At 65.5% G+C, this 18,510-nt stretch carries 18 protein-coding genes; 3 read left to right on the forward strand and 15 right to left on the reverse strand.

Translation table 11 applies throughout. The features are described from left to right. Positions 1 to 13 precede the first annotated feature (13 nt). The 3 genes from ACQR1D_RS29005 to ACQR1D_RS29015 form a co-directional block, all read right to left on the reverse strand. On the reverse strand, positions 14 to 262 hold the full coding sequence (locus ACQR1D_RS29005) for a hypothetical protein (protein WP_434890424.1): 249 nt from the start codon (positions 260 to 262) through the stop codon (positions 14 to 16). 152 nt (positions 263 to 414) lie between these two features. Next, positions 415 to 651 carry a transcriptional regulator gene (locus ACQR1D_RS29010; RefSeq protein WP_315800576.1) on the reverse strand — a complete coding sequence of 79 codons (237 nt, stop codon included), beginning with the start codon at positions 649 to 651 and terminating at the stop codon, positions 415 to 417. Between the two features lie 136 nt (positions 652 to 787). Further along, complete coding sequence (locus tag ACQR1D_RS29015) at positions 788 to 994, reverse strand: cold-shock protein (protein ID WP_315715242.1); 207 nt, start codon at positions 992 to 994, stop codon at positions 788 to 790. A gap of 474 nt (positions 995 to 1,468) precedes the next feature. Here ACQR1D_RS29015 and rpsU point away from each other — a divergent pair, with 474 nt between their 5' ends. Then, on the forward strand, positions 1,469 to 1,792 hold the full coding sequence (gene rpsU / locus ACQR1D_RS29020) for a 30S ribosomal protein S21 (protein ID WP_315800918.1): 324 nt from the start codon (positions 1,469 to 1,471) through the stop codon (positions 1,790 to 1,792). Positions 1,793 to 1,839: 47 nt separating this feature from the next. Here rpsU and ACQR1D_RS29025 read toward each other — a convergent pair whose 3' ends face one another. The 11 genes from ACQR1D_RS29025 to cobS all read right to left on the reverse strand — a co-directional run bounded on the left by ACQR1D_RS29025 (position 1,840) and on the right by cobS (position 15,118). Next, positions 1,840 to 2,028 carry a hypothetical protein gene (locus ACQR1D_RS29025; protein WP_315800577.1) on the reverse strand — a complete coding sequence of 63 codons (189 nt, stop codon included), beginning with the start codon at positions 2,026 to 2,028 and terminating at the stop codon, positions 1,840 to 1,842. A gap of 261 nt (positions 2,029 to 2,289) precedes the next feature. Continuing rightward, positions 2,290 to 3,900, reverse strand: coding sequence for an ABC transporter ATP-binding protein (locus tag ACQR1D_RS29030; RefSeq protein ID WP_434890423.1), 1,611 nt, complete (start codon positions 3,898 to 3,900; stop codon positions 2,290 to 2,292). A gap of 131 nt (positions 3,901 to 4,031) precedes the next feature. Further along, entirely contained in the window at positions 4,032 to 4,871 is an 840-nt protein-coding gene (locus ACQR1D_RS29035) for an ABC transporter permease (RefSeq protein WP_316182914.1), read from the reverse strand. After that, a complete protein-coding gene (locus ACQR1D_RS29040; protein WP_315800580.1) occupies positions 4,868 to 5,839 on the reverse strand; it encodes an ABC transporter permease in 972 nt (323 codons plus the stop codon). The genes ACQR1D_RS29035 and ACQR1D_RS29040 overlap by 4 nt, the downstream gene beginning before the upstream one ends. 80 nt (positions 5,840 to 5,919) lie before the next feature. Continuing rightward, on the reverse strand, positions 5,920 to 7,467 hold the full coding sequence (locus ACQR1D_RS29045) for an ABC transporter substrate-binding protein (protein WP_434890422.1): 1,548 nt from the start codon (positions 7,465 to 7,467) through the stop codon (positions 5,920 to 5,922). Between the two features lie 311 nt (positions 7,468 to 7,778). Beyond that, positions 7,779 to 8,204, reverse strand: a complete 426-nt coding sequence (locus tag ACQR1D_RS29050) for a hypothetical protein (RefSeq protein WP_315800582.1) — start codon at positions 8,202 to 8,204, stop codon at positions 7,779 to 7,781. 194 nt (positions 8,205 to 8,398) lie between these two features. After that, the gene (locus tag ACQR1D_RS29055) at positions 8,399 to 9,499 is read right to left on the reverse strand and encodes an LLM class flavin-dependent oxidoreductase (RefSeq protein WP_316182913.1); all 1,101 of its coding nucleotides are present in this window, start codon (positions 9,497 to 9,499) and stop codon (positions 8,399 to 8,401) included. Between the two features lie 217 nt (positions 9,500 to 9,716). Next, positions 9,717 to 10,829: an NADH:flavin oxidoreductase/NADH oxidase gene (locus tag ACQR1D_RS29060; RefSeq protein ID WP_434894228.1), complete on the reverse strand. Its 1,113-nt coding sequence runs from the start codon at positions 10,827 to 10,829 to the stop codon at positions 9,717 to 9,719. Positions 10,830 to 10,932: 103 nt separating this feature from the next. Beyond that, the gene (locus ACQR1D_RS29065) at positions 10,933 to 12,009 is read right to left on the reverse strand and encodes an esterase-like activity of phytase family protein (protein ID WP_316182911.1); all 1,077 of its coding nucleotides are present in this window, start codon (positions 12,007 to 12,009) and stop codon (positions 10,933 to 10,935) included. Between the two features lie 64 nt (positions 12,010 to 12,073). Continuing rightward, on the reverse strand, positions 12,074 to 13,975 hold the full coding sequence (gene cobT, locus ACQR1D_RS29070) for a cobaltochelatase subunit CobT (RefSeq protein ID WP_315800586.1): 1,902 nt from the start codon (positions 13,973 to 13,975) through the stop codon (positions 12,074 to 12,076). A gap of 144 nt (positions 13,976 to 14,119) precedes the next feature. Beyond that, a complete protein-coding gene (gene cobS, locus ACQR1D_RS29075; protein WP_315800587.1) occupies positions 14,120 to 15,118 on the reverse strand; it encodes a cobaltochelatase subunit CobS in 999 nt (332 codons plus the stop codon). 296 nt (positions 15,119 to 15,414) lie between these two features. On the opposite strand from cobS, the gene ACQR1D_RS29080 reads away from it, so the two are divergent. Further along, positions 15,415 to 16,071: a DedA family protein gene (locus tag ACQR1D_RS29080; protein ID WP_315800588.1), complete on the forward strand. Its 657-nt coding sequence runs from the start codon at positions 15,415 to 15,417 to the stop codon at positions 16,069 to 16,071. A gap of 4 nt (positions 16,072 to 16,075) precedes the next feature. Here the strand turns inward: ACQR1D_RS29080 and ACQR1D_RS29085 are convergent, their stop codons facing one another. Beyond that, positions 16,076 to 17,299 carry a citrate/2-methylcitrate synthase gene (locus tag ACQR1D_RS29085; protein WP_434840289.1) on the reverse strand — a complete coding sequence of 408 codons (1,224 nt, stop codon included), beginning with the start codon at positions 17,297 to 17,299 and terminating at the stop codon, positions 16,076 to 16,078. A gap of 82 nt (positions 17,300 to 17,381) precedes the next feature. On the opposite strand from ACQR1D_RS29085, the gene ACQR1D_RS29090 reads away from it, so the two are divergent. Further along, positions 17,382 to 18,470, forward strand: a complete 1,089-nt coding sequence (locus ACQR1D_RS29090; protein ID WP_316239182.1) for a citrate synthase/methylcitrate synthase — start codon at positions 17,382 to 17,384, stop codon at positions 18,468 to 18,470. Positions 18,471 to 18,510 lie beyond the last annotated feature (40 nt).

Here is an 18,510-nt window from a genome sequence, read left to right on the forward strand (position 1 = left end):
GTGGCGGATCGCCTCAGATCATGCTTAGATGGATGACGCCGTCGGTCACCTCGCCACGGGCAAACTGCTCGCGCGCCATCTGCTCGAACGCCGTGCGGTTCCGTTGCAGATAGGCGAACGCCTGGTTGCGCGTGCAGAAGCAGGTCTCGAGATGACAGACCTGCCGTGTGGCGCCGATTGCGAGCGCAAATGCGATCGTCTGGGCTCCACGCTGCGTCTCATCCTTGGCAATGCGAACGTCTGTAGCGGTCGGCTTGGCCACGTCAGCCTCCTCGGTACGAAGGTCGGGTCTGTACGCGGGACACGGTTGGGGCGTAGTAATCAGGCATGGATCGCCCGTCTGTTCGAGCACCGGCAACGAAGTTCCGATAATTCCACCGGGCACCCGACGCCGGAAGGCGAGATGAAGCAGCCCTAGCGAACGACCTTCTTGCGCCGCTTCGGCGCAGGCGCCGCATCAGACCCCGCTTGCGCAGCTTCCGCTTCCTTGGCGAGCCGCAACACGCGCAGCCGCTCCATGTTCTTGCGGACCGCCATCGCGCGCTGATCCCATTCGGCGCGCGCCTTCGCCCCGTCCTCGGCGGCGACGCGCTGGCGCTCCGACCGCGCGATGCTTTCGGGGGAGCGCTCTGACATCTTCTTGGTAGCCATCGACTGATCCTTCCGGAGATGCGGGTTACCGTCGAGACGCAGAAAGCCCGCTCAATACAGGATCGAGCGGGCAAACCAGCCATTTCAGTACATCCGTGAAATGGCCTAAGACGTCAGAGACGTCTGATCAGTACGGTCAGACCAGCGCGAGATTTTCTGCGCTGGTTTTACCGCGCATCTTGTCCGTCTTGACCTCAAAACTGACTTTCTGGCCCTCAGCCAGACCGGCGAGACCAGCGCGTTCAACCGCGCTGATGTGAACGAACACGTCGTTCCCGCCATCCTGCGGCTGAATGAAACCAAAGCCCTTCTGGCCATTGAACCACTTGACGGTACCCTGCATGTCTATCTCCAAATCATTCATCGCGCGACCATCACGCGATCTCATTCAACTGAGCGATGACTTTTGGAAATAGCCCACAGGCACATTCAGAAAGGCACAGCGGCTAATCGAACTACCTCAAGGTAGAGATTTTCTGGGGGATTACAAGGCCGCGCGGCGAATATAGTTTGCCGAGGGCCGGAACCGTTGAGTCGGCTCGCGCTGGCAATATCGGCAGATTGCGCTTATCTTCATGGCACCATCGGTCACGGCTTGGCCATCGATGGCTGAGAGACACTCGTGCTCCCGCGTTCCGACGAAGGGGATCACCGTGTCTCGCACGCGTGTCTCATCACATTGTGAGCAACACGTTTCATTGTGAGCAACACGTTTCATTGGCGCCACTCAGCTGAGCGCGCCGCTCTCTCCGCCGCAGCGCCGATCGGCTTCGCCAACCGAATTTCATCGATAGAGATGAAGACAAGGAGGATACTTTTGCAGGTTCTTGTTCGTGACAACGACGTCGAGAAGGCGTTGCGCATCCTGAAGCGGAAGATGCAGCGCGAAGGCGTATTCCGCGAGATGAAGCGCCGCAGATCCTACGAGAAGCCATCGGAGCGCAAGACGCGCGAGAAATCCGATGCGATCAGGCGCCAACGCAAAGTCGCGCGCAAGCAGGCCATCCGCGAAGGCTTGCTGCCGGCGCCGGTCAAGAAGGTGCCTGCGGCGCGGCCGGGCGCGCTCCCCTCAACGACCTCGACGCGCACCGATCGTGAACGGCCGCAGGGCCAGCTCACCGCTACGCCTCCGCGCAGCTGAGCGAGCGACGGCATGCCCGCCGAAATCGACGGGACGAGGCTGGCGGTTCACGCCAGCTTCTTCGGCTGCTTGCCGGCGCTGTCAGCCGCTTCACGCGCCAAGCGCTCGGCCTTCAGCCGCTCGCGGTTCTGATCGAACGCGGCCTGTGCCTTTTCATAATCGCTTCTCGTCGGCTCGGCCGGCTTGAAGGCTTTTTGAGCCTCGCGCACGGCGGCCGTTGGCTTGCGCTCCGACATGATGAGAGTCCTCGTTGGGATGGTGAACGCCGCTGCGACATCCTGTCGAGACTGACGCTTCATGGGCACGGTTCAATGACAGCCTCGGGTAGAGGGAGCACGAGCCCGCTGTCTTGGCGCGGACCAGCTAGGGCGACCACCCTGCGGCCTCATCGGGGTCCAATGCTATTATAATCCAAATACGCCGAAGATGTTGCAAGTAATTGAACCCGGCCCGGCACGATGCGCCATGGTTCCGACCGGCGGTCGGTTTACGCACAATCACGCCATTCCGTGCTTGCGGCCGGGAACGGCAGCGAGCAGCTCGCGAGTATAGGCGTGTTCGGGATTGGCGAACAGCGCGGCGGTCGGCTTCAGCTCGACGATCTCGCCCTTCTGCATGACGGCGATCCGATCGCAGATCTGCGCGGCCACCCGCAGGTCATGCGTGATGAACAGCATCGACAGACCAAGGCGCGCCTTCAAATCTTCCAGCAGCCGCAGCATCTGCGCCTGGACGGACACGTCGAGCGCCGACACCGCTTCGTCCGCGACGATGATCTCCGGATCGAGCGCGAGCGCGCGCGCGATGCCGATGCGCTGACGCTGGCCGCCGGAGAATTCGTGCGGATAGCGGCCGATCGCGCCCGCGTCGAGCCCGACCATGCCGAGCAGCTCCTGAGCGCGCTTCAGCGCGGCATCGAGCGGCGTGCCGCGCGCGACCATGCCGTCGGCGATGATGCGGCCGACCTTGCGGCGCGGGTTGAGCGAGGCGAACGGATCCTGGAAGATCATTTGGATGCGATGACGCTGCGCACGCAAGGCACCGCCCTCCAGCGCCGTGAGATCGACGTCGCCGATCCGCACCGTGCCGCGATCGGCCTCGATCAGCCGCATCACGAGACGCGCGACGGACGACTTTCCCGAGCCGGACTCGCCGACGAGGCCGAGCGTCTCGCCCTGATGGATCGCGAAATTGACCGCATGCGCAGCGCGCGTCTCGCGCTTCGGGCGGAACCAGCCGGTCGGCGTCACATAGGTCTTGTCGAGGCCGATCACGTCGATCGCCTTCGGAACGTCCTCGCGGGATTGCCGCGGCGGCGGATCGAAAGAGGGCACCGCGGCGAGCAGCGCCTTGGTGTAGTCGTGCTGCGGATTGCCCAGCACGGACTCGGCCGCGCCTTCCTCCACCACCTTGCCATGGCGCAACACGACCACCTGGTCGGCGATGTCGGCGACGACGCCGAAATCATGGGTGATGAACATCACCGCCATGTTGTGGCTGGCCTGGAGGCTACGGATCAGCTTGAGGATCTGCGCCTGGGTCGTCACGTCGAGCGCGGTGGTCGGCTCGTCAGCGACCAGCACCGCCGGCTCGAGCGCCAGCGCCATTGCGATCATCGCGCGCTGGCGTTGGCCGCCGGAGAGCTGATGCGGATAGGCGCGGATGATCCGCTCGGGATCGGGCAGCCCGACCTCGCGCACCAGCGCCAGCGCCTTGGCGCGGCGCTCGCGGGGGCTCAGCAGATCATGCGCCTCGAACACCTCCATCAGTTGGTCACCGATGCGCATCAAGGGATTGAGCGCGGTCATCGGCTCCTGGAACACCATGGCGATGCGGCGACCGCGCAGATCCCGCCAGCCGTCCTCATCGACGGCAAGCAGGTCGTGCCCTTCGAAGCGGATCTCGCCGCTCTCGACGTTCACCGTATCGGGCAGCAGCCCGAGCAGCGCGTGCGCGCACATCGACTTGCCCGAGCCGGATTCGCCGACCACGCAGACGATCCTGCCGGCGGTGAGATCGAACGAGACGCCGTCGACCGCGTGGGTGCGCTCGGCGCCTTTGGGCAAGGCGATGCGCAGGTTCCTGATGGCAACGACAGAGTCAGCCATGGCTCACCGCCACAGCGTCGTAGGGTGGGCAAAGCGAAGCGTGCCCACCATCGGCAGATGAGGTCGAAAAATCGGTGGGCACGGCGCGGTGCGCCTTTGCCCACCCTGCGGACTCATGGTCGATCATGGCCTCACCTGCCCTCGCGCGACAGGCGCGGGTTGAGGGCATCGTTCAGGCCCTCGCCGATCAAATTGAGGCCGAGCACCGACAGCAGGATCGCGACGCCGGGAAACACCGTGATCCACCACGCCTGGCGAATGACGGTGCGGCCGGCGCCGACCATGTAGCCCCAGGAGATCAGGTTGGGATCGCCGAGCCCGAGGAACGACAGCGAGGATTCCAGCAGGATCGCGGTCGCGACCATCAGCGAGGCCAGCACGATGACAGGCGACAGCGCGTTGGGCAGGATCTCGCGCCAGATGATCCAGGCATTGCTCTGGCCGGTGACGACCGCAGCCTGGACATATTCGCGGGTGCGCAGGCTCAGCACCTCGCCGCGGACGAGACGCGCCACCGGTGGCCAGCTGACGAGGCCGATCGCGGCGACGATCGAATAGATCGAGGGCTGCAGGATCGCCACCAGCACGATCGCGAGCGCGAAGCTCGGGATGGTCTGGAAGAACTCGGTGAAGCGCATCAGCGCGTCGTCGACACGGCCGCCGAAATAGCCGGCGATGGCGCCGAGCGGCACGCCGACGATCAGCGCCACCAGCGTCGAGACCAGCCCGACCAGCAGCGAGACGCGAGCCCCGAAGATCAGGCCGGCCAGCACGTCGCGCCCGAGCGCGTCGGTACCGAGCGGGACCTTGGACAGCGTGAACGGCGGAACGAACGGCCGCTGTACCATGCGCCACGGCGAGTTCGGGAAGTAGAGCGGTCCGGCGACCGCGATCACGATCGCGAGCACGAGAATGATCAGCCCGATGACGCCGCTCGGGCTGCGCAGCATGGTGCGCCAGAACTGCCTCATGAGGCGTACTCGATGCGCGGATCGACCAGACGGTAGACGAGGTCGGTGACGAGGTTGAAGATCAGCACCATGGCCGAGGACACCACGAACACGCCGAGCAGGAGATTGTAGTCGCGCTGGATCAGCGCGTCGTACATCAGCCGGCCGATGCCCGGCCATGCGAACACCGTCTCCGTCAAGACCGCGCCGCCGACCAGCGTGCCGGCATGAACGCCAGCCAGGGTCACCACCGGCAGCAGCGCGTTGCGCAGCACGTGGCGGCGCAGGATGACGCCGTCGCGCAGCCCCTTGGCGCGCGCGGTCTTGACGAAATCGAGCCGCTTGACCTCGAGCATGGAAGCGCGGGTCATGCGGGTGTAGGTCGCCATGAAGAACAGCCCGAGCGTCGCAGCCGGCATGGCGAGATGCGCGGCGACGTCGAGCGCGTGGCGGACTCCCGTATAGCCGGCACCGATCGTCTCATAGCCGAAGCTCGGCAGCCAATCGACCCAGACCGAGAACAACAGGATCGCGATCAGCGCGATCCAGAACAGCGGCGTTGCGTAGAAGATCAGCGCGAGCACCGTGATCGCGGTGTCGAGGATGGTGCCGGCGAAGCGCGCGGCGAGCACACCGAACAGGATGCCGAGACCGAGCGAGATCGCGAACGCCGTCAGCGTCAGCAGCAGCGTCGCCGGCAGCCGCTCGGCGATCAGCCTGGCGACCGGCGCCTGCTGGCGGAACGAGAAGCCGAGATCGAGGCTGGCGATGCCCTTGACGTAGATCAGCAGCTGCTCCGGCAGCGGACGGTCGAGGCCGAACTTCTCGCGCAACTGCGCCACGAAGATCTGGTCGGAGGCGCCGGCCTCGCCGGCCATGACCACGGCCGGATCGCCCGGCGCCAGCCGGATCAGGAAGAAATTCAGCACGATGATGGCGAGAAGGACGATGATGCCTTTCACGACGCGCTGAGCGATGAAGGAGAGCATGAAAGGTCCGTGAAGGTCAGCTCGGGAGGACAGCGAAGCACCGGAGCGCGGGGATCATGGCCGCGCCCCGGAGTGCACCGCTATTTGTCGAGCCAAGCGTCGCGGAAGCCGTCGTTGACGCCGATGCCGGTGGTGATCAGGTTCTTCACCTTGCACTTGGTGATGGTCGGGAACTGGAGCTCAAGCAGCCAGGCCACGGGCACGTCCTCAGCCAAGATCTTCTGCACCTTGTCATAGGCTTCCTTGCGCTTGGCGTCGGTCGGCGCCGTCGCGCCCTCGGCGAACAGCTTGTCCACTTCCGGATTGGAATAGCCTTCGACATTGTTGAACAACTGGCCCTTGGCGATCGCCGAGGTGATGTAGTTGCGGGACACGCCGAGCGCGGGATCGCCGTACTGATAGAGAAAGGTGAAGGCGATGTCGTAGTCCCACTCCATGATCTTCTGGTTGCCGCCGGGCACGTCGGTCGCGATCGTCTCGATGTTCATGCCGACATCCTGCAGGTTCTGCTTCACCGCCTCGCCCCAGCGCTGCCAGGTCTCGCCATAGGCGAGCGGCAGCATGCGGATCTTCTCGCCCTTGTAGCCGGCTTCCTTCAAGAGCGCCTTGGCCTTGGCCGGATCGTACGGATATTTCGGCACGTCATCGGAATAGAACTTGATGGTCGAGGCCGACGGACCGGTCGCCACCTTGCCGAGGCCGTTCCAGATCACGTCCTTGGCGAAGTCGCGGTCGATGGCATACATGATCGCCTGCCGCACCTTCTTGTTGGCCAGGATCGGATGCCGGTTGTTGAGCCACATCCAGGCCAGCGGCGAGAAGAACTCCCAGCCGGCACCGGTGACGCAGGCGCCCGGCAGCTTGGAGACGCGCGGCACGTCGAAATTCTCGATCGAGCCGCCCGGCAGCACATCGACCTTGCCGGTCTCGAAGGCCACCGCGCGCGCCGCCGCGTCGGGAATGATCTGCCAGTAGACCTCGTCGAGATAGGGCTTGCCCTTCTCGTGGTAGTTGGGATTTTTCACCATCCGGATGAAGGAGCCCTTCTGCCATTCCTTGAACATGAAGGGACCGGTGCCGATCGGCGCGTTGTTGTTCGGATTGGTCTTGTAGTCGGTGCCTTCATACAGGTGCTTCGGCACCATCGGCATCGAGCCGACCTCGAAAATACCGATGAAGGGACCGAACGGCTCCTTCAGCGTGAACACCACCGTGAGATCGTCCGGCGCCTCGACCTTCTCGACGATTGCGAGGTTGTTGCGGGCGCGCGCATGCGTCTGCTTCAGCATCTCGATCGAGAACAGCACGTCGGCCGACGTGAACGGCTTGCCGTCGTGCCAGGTCACGCCAGGCTTGAGCTTGAAGGTGTAGACCTTGGCATCCGGGCTGATCGTCCAACTTTCGGCGAGGCCGGGCAGCGGCTCGAGCTTGGGGCTGTAGCGCAGCAGGCCCTCAAAGATGTTGCCGGCGACCATCTGCGTCGGGCCGTTCTGGACCATCGCCAGCATCAGGCCCGGCGGCTCGGGCTGAATGACGGCATTGACCACGCCGCCGACCTTCGGCTCCTCCGCTTGCGCCGCGGACAGTCCGCAGCCAATGACCACACCCAGCAGCACCCGTTTCAACATGATGAACTTCCCAAATGTCCTTGCCGCCTGCAATGCATCAAGCGCGCCAACGCGCGCGGAATCGCCATGCGGCGTTTTGATGCTGCGCTTGCTCTGGGCGCATGGACGCCGGCTTTGTCGCGACCCCGCGCCGAAATGCAGCCTGATCATTTGCCGGATCACCGGCCGGCAAGTTGGCTCGCCGACGGTGCCGTCGCTGCTCAGTATCAGCTAGTTCCGCAGAGCAGAACTCAACGAGGAGCCTATGCGCCACCTGTTCGCCGCAAGATGAAACTCGCGACAGCGTCAGCCCAAAAATTGAACAGGGAAAATCAGCGCCGCAGACGCGCGATCGCGCCGGCAACGATCTGCATGATCACGCCGATGATCCAGCCGACCATGATCAGCGACGTCCAGACGATGTGCGGATCTTCGCGCAGGATGATGATGGCAACGGCGAAGAACGCCGTGAGGGTTGCGAGGAAGGTCCCGACGGCGCTCAGAAATTCGGCCGTGTCGATCTTCGTCTCCGTCGGCGAGTTCTCGTCATGAGGATGAAAAGGCAGTTGCGGCGTGTCGATGCCGAGATAGAAGCCCAGCGCCCCAGACAGCATCATCACGATCAGGAAGCCCTGCGTGGTCAGCAACGGAACGCTGGAGCCGACATGGGCCCCGACGAAGACGCCGCAGGCGGCGCCTGCCAGAGCCAGACCCGAGCGTTCGAGGATATGGGCAAACTTCCTGACGCGAAACCGCATGACCTGCCCCCAGATGTCAGACCCGCCACGCGCATGCAGCGGATTCGACGCCTGGATCCGTCCTAACGGCAAGACCGTCACCCAAACGTCAAATCTGAAGCTGCACTCGCGCGAAAATTTTAGCTACATTTCTTTTGACGCCAGCATTGCCCGAAAGGGAGGGGGAATGCTGGCGCCAAGATACTAGGACGTTACTAGGCGGCCTTGGTCAGGCCGGCATTGAGGTGGCTCAATCTCGGCATCACCTCCTGCTTCAACAGGCGCAGCGAGTTGTGCCAGGCTTCCGGCTTGTGCTTGTAGTCGAAGCCGAACACGCACAGCGTCCCGAAGCCGCCGACCTCGTGCCAGATCTTCTCGATCTTCTCGGTCACCGTGGCCGGCGAGCCGACGATCCAGTTGCGCTTGGCGCAATAGTCCACCGTCACGTCGGAATCCGGCACCTCGGGTGAGTGCTTCAGATAGTCCTTGAAGCCGAAATGGCCGAGCAGTGGCAGGAAATATTCGCCCATCATCCGCCCCATCATGTCGCCGGAGGACAAGCGCCAGGCTTCCTCGTCGGTCTCGGCGACGAACACCTCGCGCACCAGCCGCCAGTCATTGCGGCTGGGCTTTCGCCCGGACTTGGCCGCGCCGGCCTCGACCGAGTCCCAGTGCGACGACACATAGGCCGGGTTGAGGTTGAGGCTCATCGGGATGAAGCCGCGCTCGCCGGCGAGCTTGAGCGTGTCGGAGTTCTTCGACAGGCCGGCGACGCCGATCGGCGGATGCGGCGCCTGCACCGGCTTGATGTGCGGCTTGAGGAAGTCGAACATCACGTCGGGCTTGGTCACCGTCCAGTATTTGCCCTTGTGCGTGAACGGTGCCGGCTCGGTCCACAGACGCAGGATGATCTCCAGCGCCTCGCGCGTCATCTCGCGGTTCTGGCCGCTCATGCCGTCGACGTTGAACATCGCCCAGTCGCTCGGCAGACCGGATGCGGCAATGCCGAAATTGAGCCGGCCGTCGGACAGATGATCCAGCATCGCAACGCGGTTGGCGAGCTCGGCCGGGTGATGATAGGGCAGAAGGAAGCCGCCCGGCCCAAGCCGGATGTTCTTCGTTTCACGGAAGGCCTGCGCCAGAATGAGATCGGGTGCCGGGTGCGGCTCCCAGGGCGCGGTGTGATGCTCGCCGATCCAGGCTTCCTGATAGCCGAGTTCGTCGAGCCACCGCAGGACCTGCAGGTCCCATTCCTGCCCCTCCTTCAATCCGCACTCCGGCGGATGCGAGGGCATCGTGAAGTATCCGATTTCCATGGCGCTTTCCTCTCGCGTTTGTATTGCGGCGCATCTTTGTGATGCGCTCATCGTCACGCGAGACGAAACACGACCAGACGAGTCGGCATCGCCGCACGTGGTCTGCGAAGTCTAGCACTTCGTCCGACAGCGACAATCGTCAGCCGTGTCGCGGGCGGAATGATGACCGCAGAATTTTGCAACGCTGGTGCGCAACATTGCGGTCATCAATTGCACGTCAGCGTGCGCCGAACGTCGTCTTGCCGAACAGCTCCTTCTGCGTCGACGGCTGCGAGCGCCAATATTGCGGAGGTGCGGCGACCTGTCCGCCGAGCTCCGCTGCCGCGTGCCAGCCCCAGCGCGGGTCGTAGAGCATGCCGCGGGCCAGCGCGACCATGTCGGCCTTGCCCGAGGCAACGATCTCCTCGGCCTGCTGCGCCTGCGTGATGAGACCGACCGCCATGGTCGGAAGCCCCGTCGCCTGTTTCACGGCCGCGGCGAACGGCACCTGGTAGCCGGGTCCGAGGGCGATCTTCTGCAACGGCGACACGCCGCCCGAGGAGACGTCGATCCAGTCGGCGCCGCGGCGCTTCAGCTCTTGCGCAAATATGATGGTCTGCTCGAGATCCCAGCCGCCGTCGACCCAGTCGGTGGCCGAGACACGCATGCTGACCGGCTTGTCCGCAGGCAAGACGGCGCGCACCGCATCGTAAACTTCGAGCGGAAAGCGCATGCGGTTTTCCAGAGACCCACCATAGCTGTCGGTGCGCTGGTTGGCGATCGGCGACAGAAACTGATGCAACAGATAGCCATGCGCGCCGTGGAGCTCGATCGCGTCGATGCCGAGGCGCGACGCCCGTTGCGCTGCAGAAACGAACGCATCGCGAATGCGGGCCAGGCCCGCGAGATCGAGCGCCTCCGGCGCGAACTCGCCCTCCTTGTGCGGCAAGGCCGACGGCGCGACCGTCCGCCATCCGCCGTCCGCCAGCGGAATCTGCTGTCCGCCATCCCACGGCTTGTGGCTGGAGCCCTTGCGGCCGGCATGGGCGAGTTGCATCGCAACCGCGGTCTTCGAATGTTTGCGAACCGAGGCCAGGATCGGCTTCAACGCAGCTTCCGTCACATCGTCCCACAGCCCGAGACAGCCGGGCGTGATGCGCCCGATCGGCTCGACATGCGTCGCCTCGATACAGAACATCGCCGCGCCCGACAGCGCCAGCGTGTTGATGTGGGTGAAGTGCCAGTCATTGGCCGCGCCATTCTCGGCCGAGTACTGGCACATCGGCGACACCATGATGCGGTTGGCGAGTTCGAGACTGCGCAGCTTGATCGGAGTGAACAGGGCGCTCATGCTGAGTTCCAGGTTGTGACGGTTGACGCGATGATCCGATGGCCGCGAGTGTCGATCATGGACGAGCCGCGGTCAACGCGAGCCGCCGCAGCGGTATCGCTGCTCACTCCATCAGCGTGAACTGCAGCAGCAGCGTGCGCTGGATCATCGAGAAGTTGTCGTCGGACACCAGCGTCAGCACGGTCTCGCCGTCCGGCGTGACATGCGCATCGATGCCCTCGAGATTGTCGATCTCCTGGCCGAGATCGGCGGAGAAGATCGCCGGACCATCGACCAGCGCGCCCGGCGCGATCTGCGCTAGCGTCAGCCGGCGGATTCGAATGCCGACCCCGTTGAACAGCGAGAACTTGCGTTCGAGCACCAGAAGATCACCGGACGGCAGCAGCACGGCATCACTGACGTCGAACTCGTTGCTACGGACGATGCTGAACTGTCCCGCGGCCGGTCCGCCGATCAGGAAGGCCAGCAGATTGCCGTTCGCGTCCAGACCGCGCTCGGACAGCGCGATCAGGGTGCCGGCGAGCGGCAGGCCCTTCGGCACGACCACCAACGCCTCCAGTCCCTTGTTGTGGGGCAGCCGTCTGGCGGCCGGCGGCAGCGGCACGATCTCGCCGCGCGCGCCGGTTCCACCCTTGGCGAAGTCGTAGCGCAGGAGCTGGTTGACGCGTTCGAGGCCGACATAGACGATGTCTCCATCGCGCGCGAGCGACTCGGAATCATACCAACCGCGATCGGTGATGGGCCGTCCGTCCGGACCAAGCAGCGGCGCCGCTTCGACGTCGGCGAGCCCCGCGATCTCGCGACCGGAATAGGCAATGCGGCCGGTGAACCAGCCGCCCTTGTCGCTGACCGCGAGGAAGCGTTCACCCTTGGCATCGAGCCGGATGCCGGACAGGCCACCGAAGCCGGGAAAAGACGAGGTCAGCGCCACGCCGCTGCGATATTGCAGCATCCCGAAGCGCAGATGCGTCCGATCACGGAGGTCGAACGAGGGCAGCGGTCGCGCGTTGACCTCGATCTTGACCGCCGATGTGACGGAGTGCTCGTCGATGGTGACGCGTCCGCGGACCGGCGCCGGCGCAAGCTGCGCGCGAGCCGTCCTGGACCATGCGAATGCCGACACTCCGCCGATGGTCAGCGCGAGAAAGCGCCTGCGGTCGGCAATCGCCTGCAGCGACATCGTCAGCGGAGCCCCCTCCCCCACCTCCTCCAAGACGGAGGAGACGCAGCCGGCCGACGGCCGCTTACGAATGCAGCCTGCGCTTTGGTCCCGGCGCAGGCTGCGGTGCCGCGTGGGTCTCCGTGAACAATTCGGCGAGCTTCTCGGTGATGGCGCCACCGAGCTCCTCGGCATCGACGATGGTCACCGCGCGACGGTAGTAGCGGGTGACGTCGTGGCCGATGCCGATCGCGATCAGCTCGACCGGCGAGCGGGTCTCGATCTCCTCGATGATGTGGCGCAGATGCCGCTCGAGATAGTTGCCGGGATTGACCGACAGCGTGGAGTCATCGACCGGCGCGCCGTCCGAGATCATCATCAGGATCTTGCGCTGCTCGGCACGCCCGAGCAGGCGCTTGTGCGCCCAGTCGAGCGCCTCGCCGTCGATGTTCTCTTTCAACAGCCCCTCGCGCATCATCAGGCCGAGATTCTTGCGCGCCCGCCGCCACGGCGCATCGGCCGACTTGTAGATGATATGGCGGAGATCGTTGAGGCGGCCGGGATTGGCCGGCTTGCCGGCGGCAAGCCACGCCTCGCGCGACTGCCCGCCCTTCCAGGCCCGCGTCGTGAAGCCGAGGATCTCGACCTTGACGCCGCAGCGCTCCAGCGTGCGGGCGAGGATGTCGGCGCAAGTCGCGGCCACCGTGATCGGTCGGCCACGCATCGAGCCGGAATTGTCGAGCAGCAGGGTCACCACGGTGTCACGGAAGGTCGCTTCCTTCTCACGCATGAACGACAGCGGTTGATAGGGGTCGATGACCACACGCGACAGCCGCGCCGGATCGAGGATGCCTTCCTCAAGATCGAACTCCCAGGCGCGGTTCTGCTGCGCCATCAGCCGGCGCTGCAGCCGGTTGGCGAGCCGCGCCACGATGCCCTGCAGATGTGCGAGCTGCTTGTCGAGATAGGAGCGCAGCCGCTCCAGCTCGTCATGGTCGCACAGGTCTTCCGCGGCAATGACCTCGTCGAACTTCGGCGCGAAGGCGTGATATTCCGGCCCGCGCGGCTCGTTGGCGCCGCCGCGGTTCGGACGCGTCGCCTCGCCCGGCGTCTCGTCGTCGCCGAGCTCGCCGTCGTCGAGCGTGTCGGACGCCGAAGCCTGGGCGGCCTCCATCGCGCTCTCCGACATCTCGTCCGACGTCGTCTGCGCCTGGTCTGCGCTCATCTCCTGCGCGGCGTCGGATTCGGGCGAGCCCTCGGCGCCGGACTGGTCGTTGTCGCCGTCGCGGCTGTCGTCGTTGTCCTCGTCCTCTTCGGAATCGGCGTTGCGCTCGTCGCCGAGATCCAGCGCCGACAAGAGATCGTGCACGAGGTCGCCGAACTTCGCCTGATCCTCGGTGAAGCGGCCGAGCTCATCGAGACGCTGGCCGATCCTGTCCTCCAGGAACGGACGCCAGAGATCGACCACCTTGCGCGCCGCGTTCGGCGGCGCCATGCCAGTGAGGCGCTCACGCACCATCATGGCCAACGCATCCGACAGCGGTGCGTCGGCACGGTCGGTGATCTCGTCATATTTGCCGCGATGGAAGTGATCATCGAGCATCGCCGTGAGATTCTTGGCGACGCCGGCCATGCGTTTTGCACCGATCGCCTCGACACGCGCCTGCTCGACCGCCTCGAACACGCCACGCGCCTGCGGATTGCCCGGGATCAGCTTGCGATGGATTTTCGGATCGTGGCAGGCGAGCTTCAGCGCGATCGAGTCGGCATGGCCGCGCACGACGGCGGCGTCGCGCTTGGTCATCTTGCGCGCCGGCTCCGGCAGCCGGGCCTTGCCCGGCGCAAGGCCGGGACGCTCGGCCGCGAAGGAGACTTCGAGCTCAGGCGCCCTGGCGATCGCGCGCAGGCACCCCGTGACCGACCTCTTGAAAGGTTCGGTTGGTGCTTCCTTGACGCCAGGACGGGGCTTGTTGCTCGGTGTGGTCATCTGGTTCCTGCGGCTATCGTCCCGGCGAACGCCAGGCCCGATAACCACCGGCGTTCGTTTGTTCGCACTCGCTCTCCCGCATCACCCCACGAGAGAGGCCGCGGCGTATGGGTCCCGGCCCGAGGCCGGGACCACGCCGTTGTGTCAGCTCAGCGCCACGTTGATGGAGGATTCCGGCAGCTCCGCATTGAAGCAGCGCTGATAGAATTCGGCGACCAGCGGACGCTCGAGCTCGTCGCACTTGTTGAGGAACGTCACACGGAAGGCGAAGCCGATGTCACCGAAGATCTCGGCGTTCTCGGCCCAGGTGATCACCGTGCGCGGGCTCATCACCGTCGACAGATCGCCATTGGCGAAGGCGTTGCGCGTGAGGTCGGCGAGCCGCACCATCTTGTTCACGATGTCGCGTCCCTGCGCGTTCTGATAGTGCTTGGCCTTGGCCAGCACGATCTCGACCTCCTCGTCATGGGCGAGGTAGTTGAGCGTGGTGACGATCGACCAGCGGTCCATCTGGCCCTGGTTGATCTGCTGGGTGCCGTGATAGAGGCCCGAGGTATCGCCAAGGCCGATCGTATTGGCGGTCGCGAACAGGCGGAATGCCGGGTGCGGCTTGATCACCTTGTTCTGGTCGAGCAGCGTCAGGCGGCCCGACACCTCCAACACGCGCTGGATCACGAACATCACGTCCGGACGGCCGGCGTCGTATTCGTCGAACACCAGCGCGACGTTGTGCTGCAGTGCCCAGGGCAGGATGCCGTCACGGAACTCGGTCACCTGCTTGCCGTCCTTGACCACGATCGCGTCCTTGCCGACGAGGTCGATACGGCTGATGTGGCTGTCGAGATTGACCCGCACGCACGGCCAGTTGAGCCGCGCCGCGACCTGCTCGATATGGGTCGACTTGCCCGTTCCATGGTAGCCGGTCACCATCACGCGGCGGTTCTTGGCGAAGCCGGCCAGGATCGCCAGCGTGGTGGCGCGGTCGAAGCGGTAATCGGCATCGACCTCGGGAACGTGCGGGTCGGTCGCTGAAAAAGCCGGCACCTCAAGGTCGCTGTCGATCCCGAACACCTGCCGCACCGACACCTTCATGTCGGGCACACCGGTCATCTCCTGCGCATTGGTCGTAGCGGCGGTCGTCATTCATCCTCCGAGGTCCCGGGCATTCCCGAAACCAGATTTCATGTTTGGCTGCGGTTGAAGGGCTTCGACGCCAGCCTAGCAGAGAGCACGCGCGGGCAGAAGCCTAAGCCTTGATCAAAGTTCCGTCGTTATATCATCGAGATAGGCATGGGTGGCCGTTTTCGGAAGGCTGCCCTGCGAATCGTGCCACCTTTTCGCCCACCGGCTCTTCCCAGGAATCTCGACGTGGCACCCGGGGCCGGGGTTCCTACTTATCGAGAAGTCCCCGCCCCACCCTCTCCACCAACAGGAACCGCGTGGCCCATCTGCTCGACCCACTCATTGCCTTTGTCTCAGCGCATGCGGGACTGGCCTATCTCACCCTGTTTCTGGCCGCCTTGCTGGAGGCGATCCCGATCGTGGGCTCGGTGATTCCGGGCACGACCATCATCCTGGCGCTGAGCGCGCTGATTCCGGGCGGCGAGCTGACCCTGCAATGGGTGCTGGCGGCGGCCGTCCTGGGCGCGGTGCTCGGGGACGGCGGGGCGTTCTGGGTCGGCCATCGCCGGCAGCGCGAGATCCTGGCGAACTGGCCATTCTCGAACTATCCGCGCCTGGTAGCGCAGAGCGAGGCCTTCTTCCACCGGTTCGGCACCCTGGCGATCTTCTTCGCCCGCTTTGTCGCGCCGATCCGAGCCGTCGTGCCGATCACGGCCGGCGCGCTCGACATCCCTCCGCTGCGCTTCTACGCCGTGAACATCCCAGCCATCGCGCTGTGGGCCTGCGCCCACGTCCTGCCCGGCGTCTTCGCGGTGCAGCTGTTGCACCGTTATGGCGGGATTCCGCATCATAGCCATATCGCCAAGTCCACCTGGATCATCGCGGCTGTCGCGGGCACGATCGTGGTCTGGCTGGTCCTCAGATTGGTGCGGAAGCGGCGCGAGTCTGAGCTCGCCGCTGGCGTCACGGATTAGAACGCTACAGCGCATCCAACATGGCTCCGCGGCCGGGTGCGGGTCCGATATAGCGAGCACGTGGGCGGATCAGGCGGCCGTGCTGCAGCTGCTCGCAGGCATGGGCGAGCCAGCCGACGCAGCGTGCCATCGCGAACAGCGCCAGCTCGCTGCCGGCAGGCAGCCGCAGGCTATGCACCAGCACCGCCAGCGCATAGTCGATATTGACGAACTCGCCGGTCGCCTCGGCGATCCGCTCCGGCACCTCGCGGGTGAATTTGCGCGGCGCGCCGGCGCGCGTCAGCGCCTCCAGCAGCGAGATGGCGCGGGGGTCGCCGTGCTTGTAGACGCCGTGGCCGAAGCCGGCGAAGCGCTCGCCGAGCGCCACCCGCTCGCGGATCAGCGGCGCGGCATCGCGATCAACGAGGGTCTTCACCAGTTGCGACGCCAGGACGCCGGCGCCGCCGTGCTGCGGTCCTTTGAGCGCCGCAAGACCCGCGATGACGGCATCGTAGAGACTGAGGCCCGTCGACGCCGCACAGCGGACGGTGAAGGTCGACGCGTTCAGCTCATGATCGGCCAGCAGCACCAGGGTGCGGCGGATCAGGTCCGGCGCATGTTCATGTCCGGGCGCCCAGCTCCGCGCGACCTGAACATGCAGCGGATCGGCTGAGGCGGGCTGGTTCAACATGGTTGCGACCACCAGCCGGACGATGCGCGCGCCGACCAGCGCCCGACCATCGGGAGCGCGGTTGAACGCCGCGGGATCGGCATGTGTCGCCAGCGCCAGCACCGCGATGGCCCGGTCGATCGGCGCCGCGCGCCGCGCGGCATCGGCGATGAAACCCATCTCCTCCGACACGGCCGGAAGGTTGCCCGGCGCAAACGGATCGAGCGCGGTCACGTCCCACAGCAGGGTCGCAGCATGTTCCAGCGTGCCGCGCACGGCTAGGTCGACGCAATTGACGCCTCGATAGATCGGACCGGCTTCGGTGATTGTCGACACGGCGGAATCGAACACGGGGAGGTCCGCATCGAAGCTGCGGAAGGCGCGCGGCTCGGGGGCCGGTGCGCGCCGCTCCTTCAGGGCCCGGATGTCCTCGGCGCGATAGCGGTTGCTGCGCGAATTCGGCGACGGCTCGGAGCGGACCAGTCCGCGGCTGACATAGGCGTAGAGGGTGGCCGGCGAGATCGCCAGTTCAGCCGAAGCTTCGCGCGCAGATAGGTAAAGACCGCTGTCTTTTTTCATATTGATCAGCTTAATCAAGATTGATCAAGTTGTCGACTGGGCGGATCTTGGCAGCGTGACCATTTCTCGAAGGAGACCCGCCATGACCATCCAGCTCGGCAAGACCCCCATCGGCCTCGACGGAATCGCCGCCGCCGAGACCGTGCTCAGCCACGTCGACGGCCAGCAGGGGGAGCTCATCATCGCCGGAGCGCGTGTGGCTGACCTCGCCGCCGCCAGCGGCTTCGAGGGCGTGACTGCCCGACTATGGAGCGCGGCGACGAAGCGCAGCGTCGGCGAGGCGGATGTCCGTGCCAGCCTCGGCCAGGCCCGCGCGCGCGCCTTTACGCGGCTGCCCGAGCTGCTCGCCGCGACCTCCGGCCTGTCGATCATCGACGGCTTCCGCGCCGCCATCGCGGCGCTGCGGTCCGAGCCCGGGCTCGACGACGAAGCCACGATCGTCGGCGCCTGCCCGGTGATCGCCGGCGCCCTGGTCCAGCGCGCACAGGGAGCACAGCCGATTGCGCCCGATCCTGACGCCGGCCACGCCGCAGACACCCTGCGCATGGTCCGCGGCGATACGCCTGCGGCTGGCGAGGTGGCGACGCTGGACACGTATCTCGTCACCGTCAGCGATCACGGCATGAACGCCTCGACCTTCGCCGCGCGCGTCGTCGCCTCGACCCAGGCCGACCTGTTCGCATCGGTGACCGCCGGCTATTGCGCGCTCACCGGCCCGCTGCATGGCGGGGCGCCGGAGCCGGTGCTGGAGATGCTCAACGCGATCGGCACGCGCGAGAACATCAAGCCGTGGGTCGACGCGGCGCTCGGCCGCGGCGAGCGACTGATGGGGTTCGGACATCGGATCTATCGCGTGCGCGATCCGCGGGCCGACGTGCTCAAGGCCGCGATCGAGCGGCTGGCGGGCAGCGGCGCCGACCTGCCGTTTGCGAGCGAGGTGGAGGCTTACATCCGCCAGGCGCTGCGGCGGAAGAATCCGGAGCGGGCGCTCGACACCAATGTCGAGTTCTTCACCGCCATCCTGCTCGATGCGCTGAAGATTCCGCGCCAGGCGTTCACGCCGATCTTCGCGGTGGCGCGGGCCGCCGGCTGGACCGCCCATGCGCGGGAGCAGCAGCGGACGGGGCGGTTGATCCGGCCGAGCTCGGCCTATATCGGGCCGAAGCCCTGAGACCTTCGACGCAACGCGCGGCAGCCTCACGCGCTGCCGC

It is taken from the genome of Bradyrhizobium sp. HKCCYLRH2047 (assembly GCF_051168175.1).
In the GTDB taxonomy this organism is placed as follows: Bacteria; Pseudomonadota; Alphaproteobacteria; order Rhizobiales; family Xanthobacteraceae; genus Bradyrhizobium.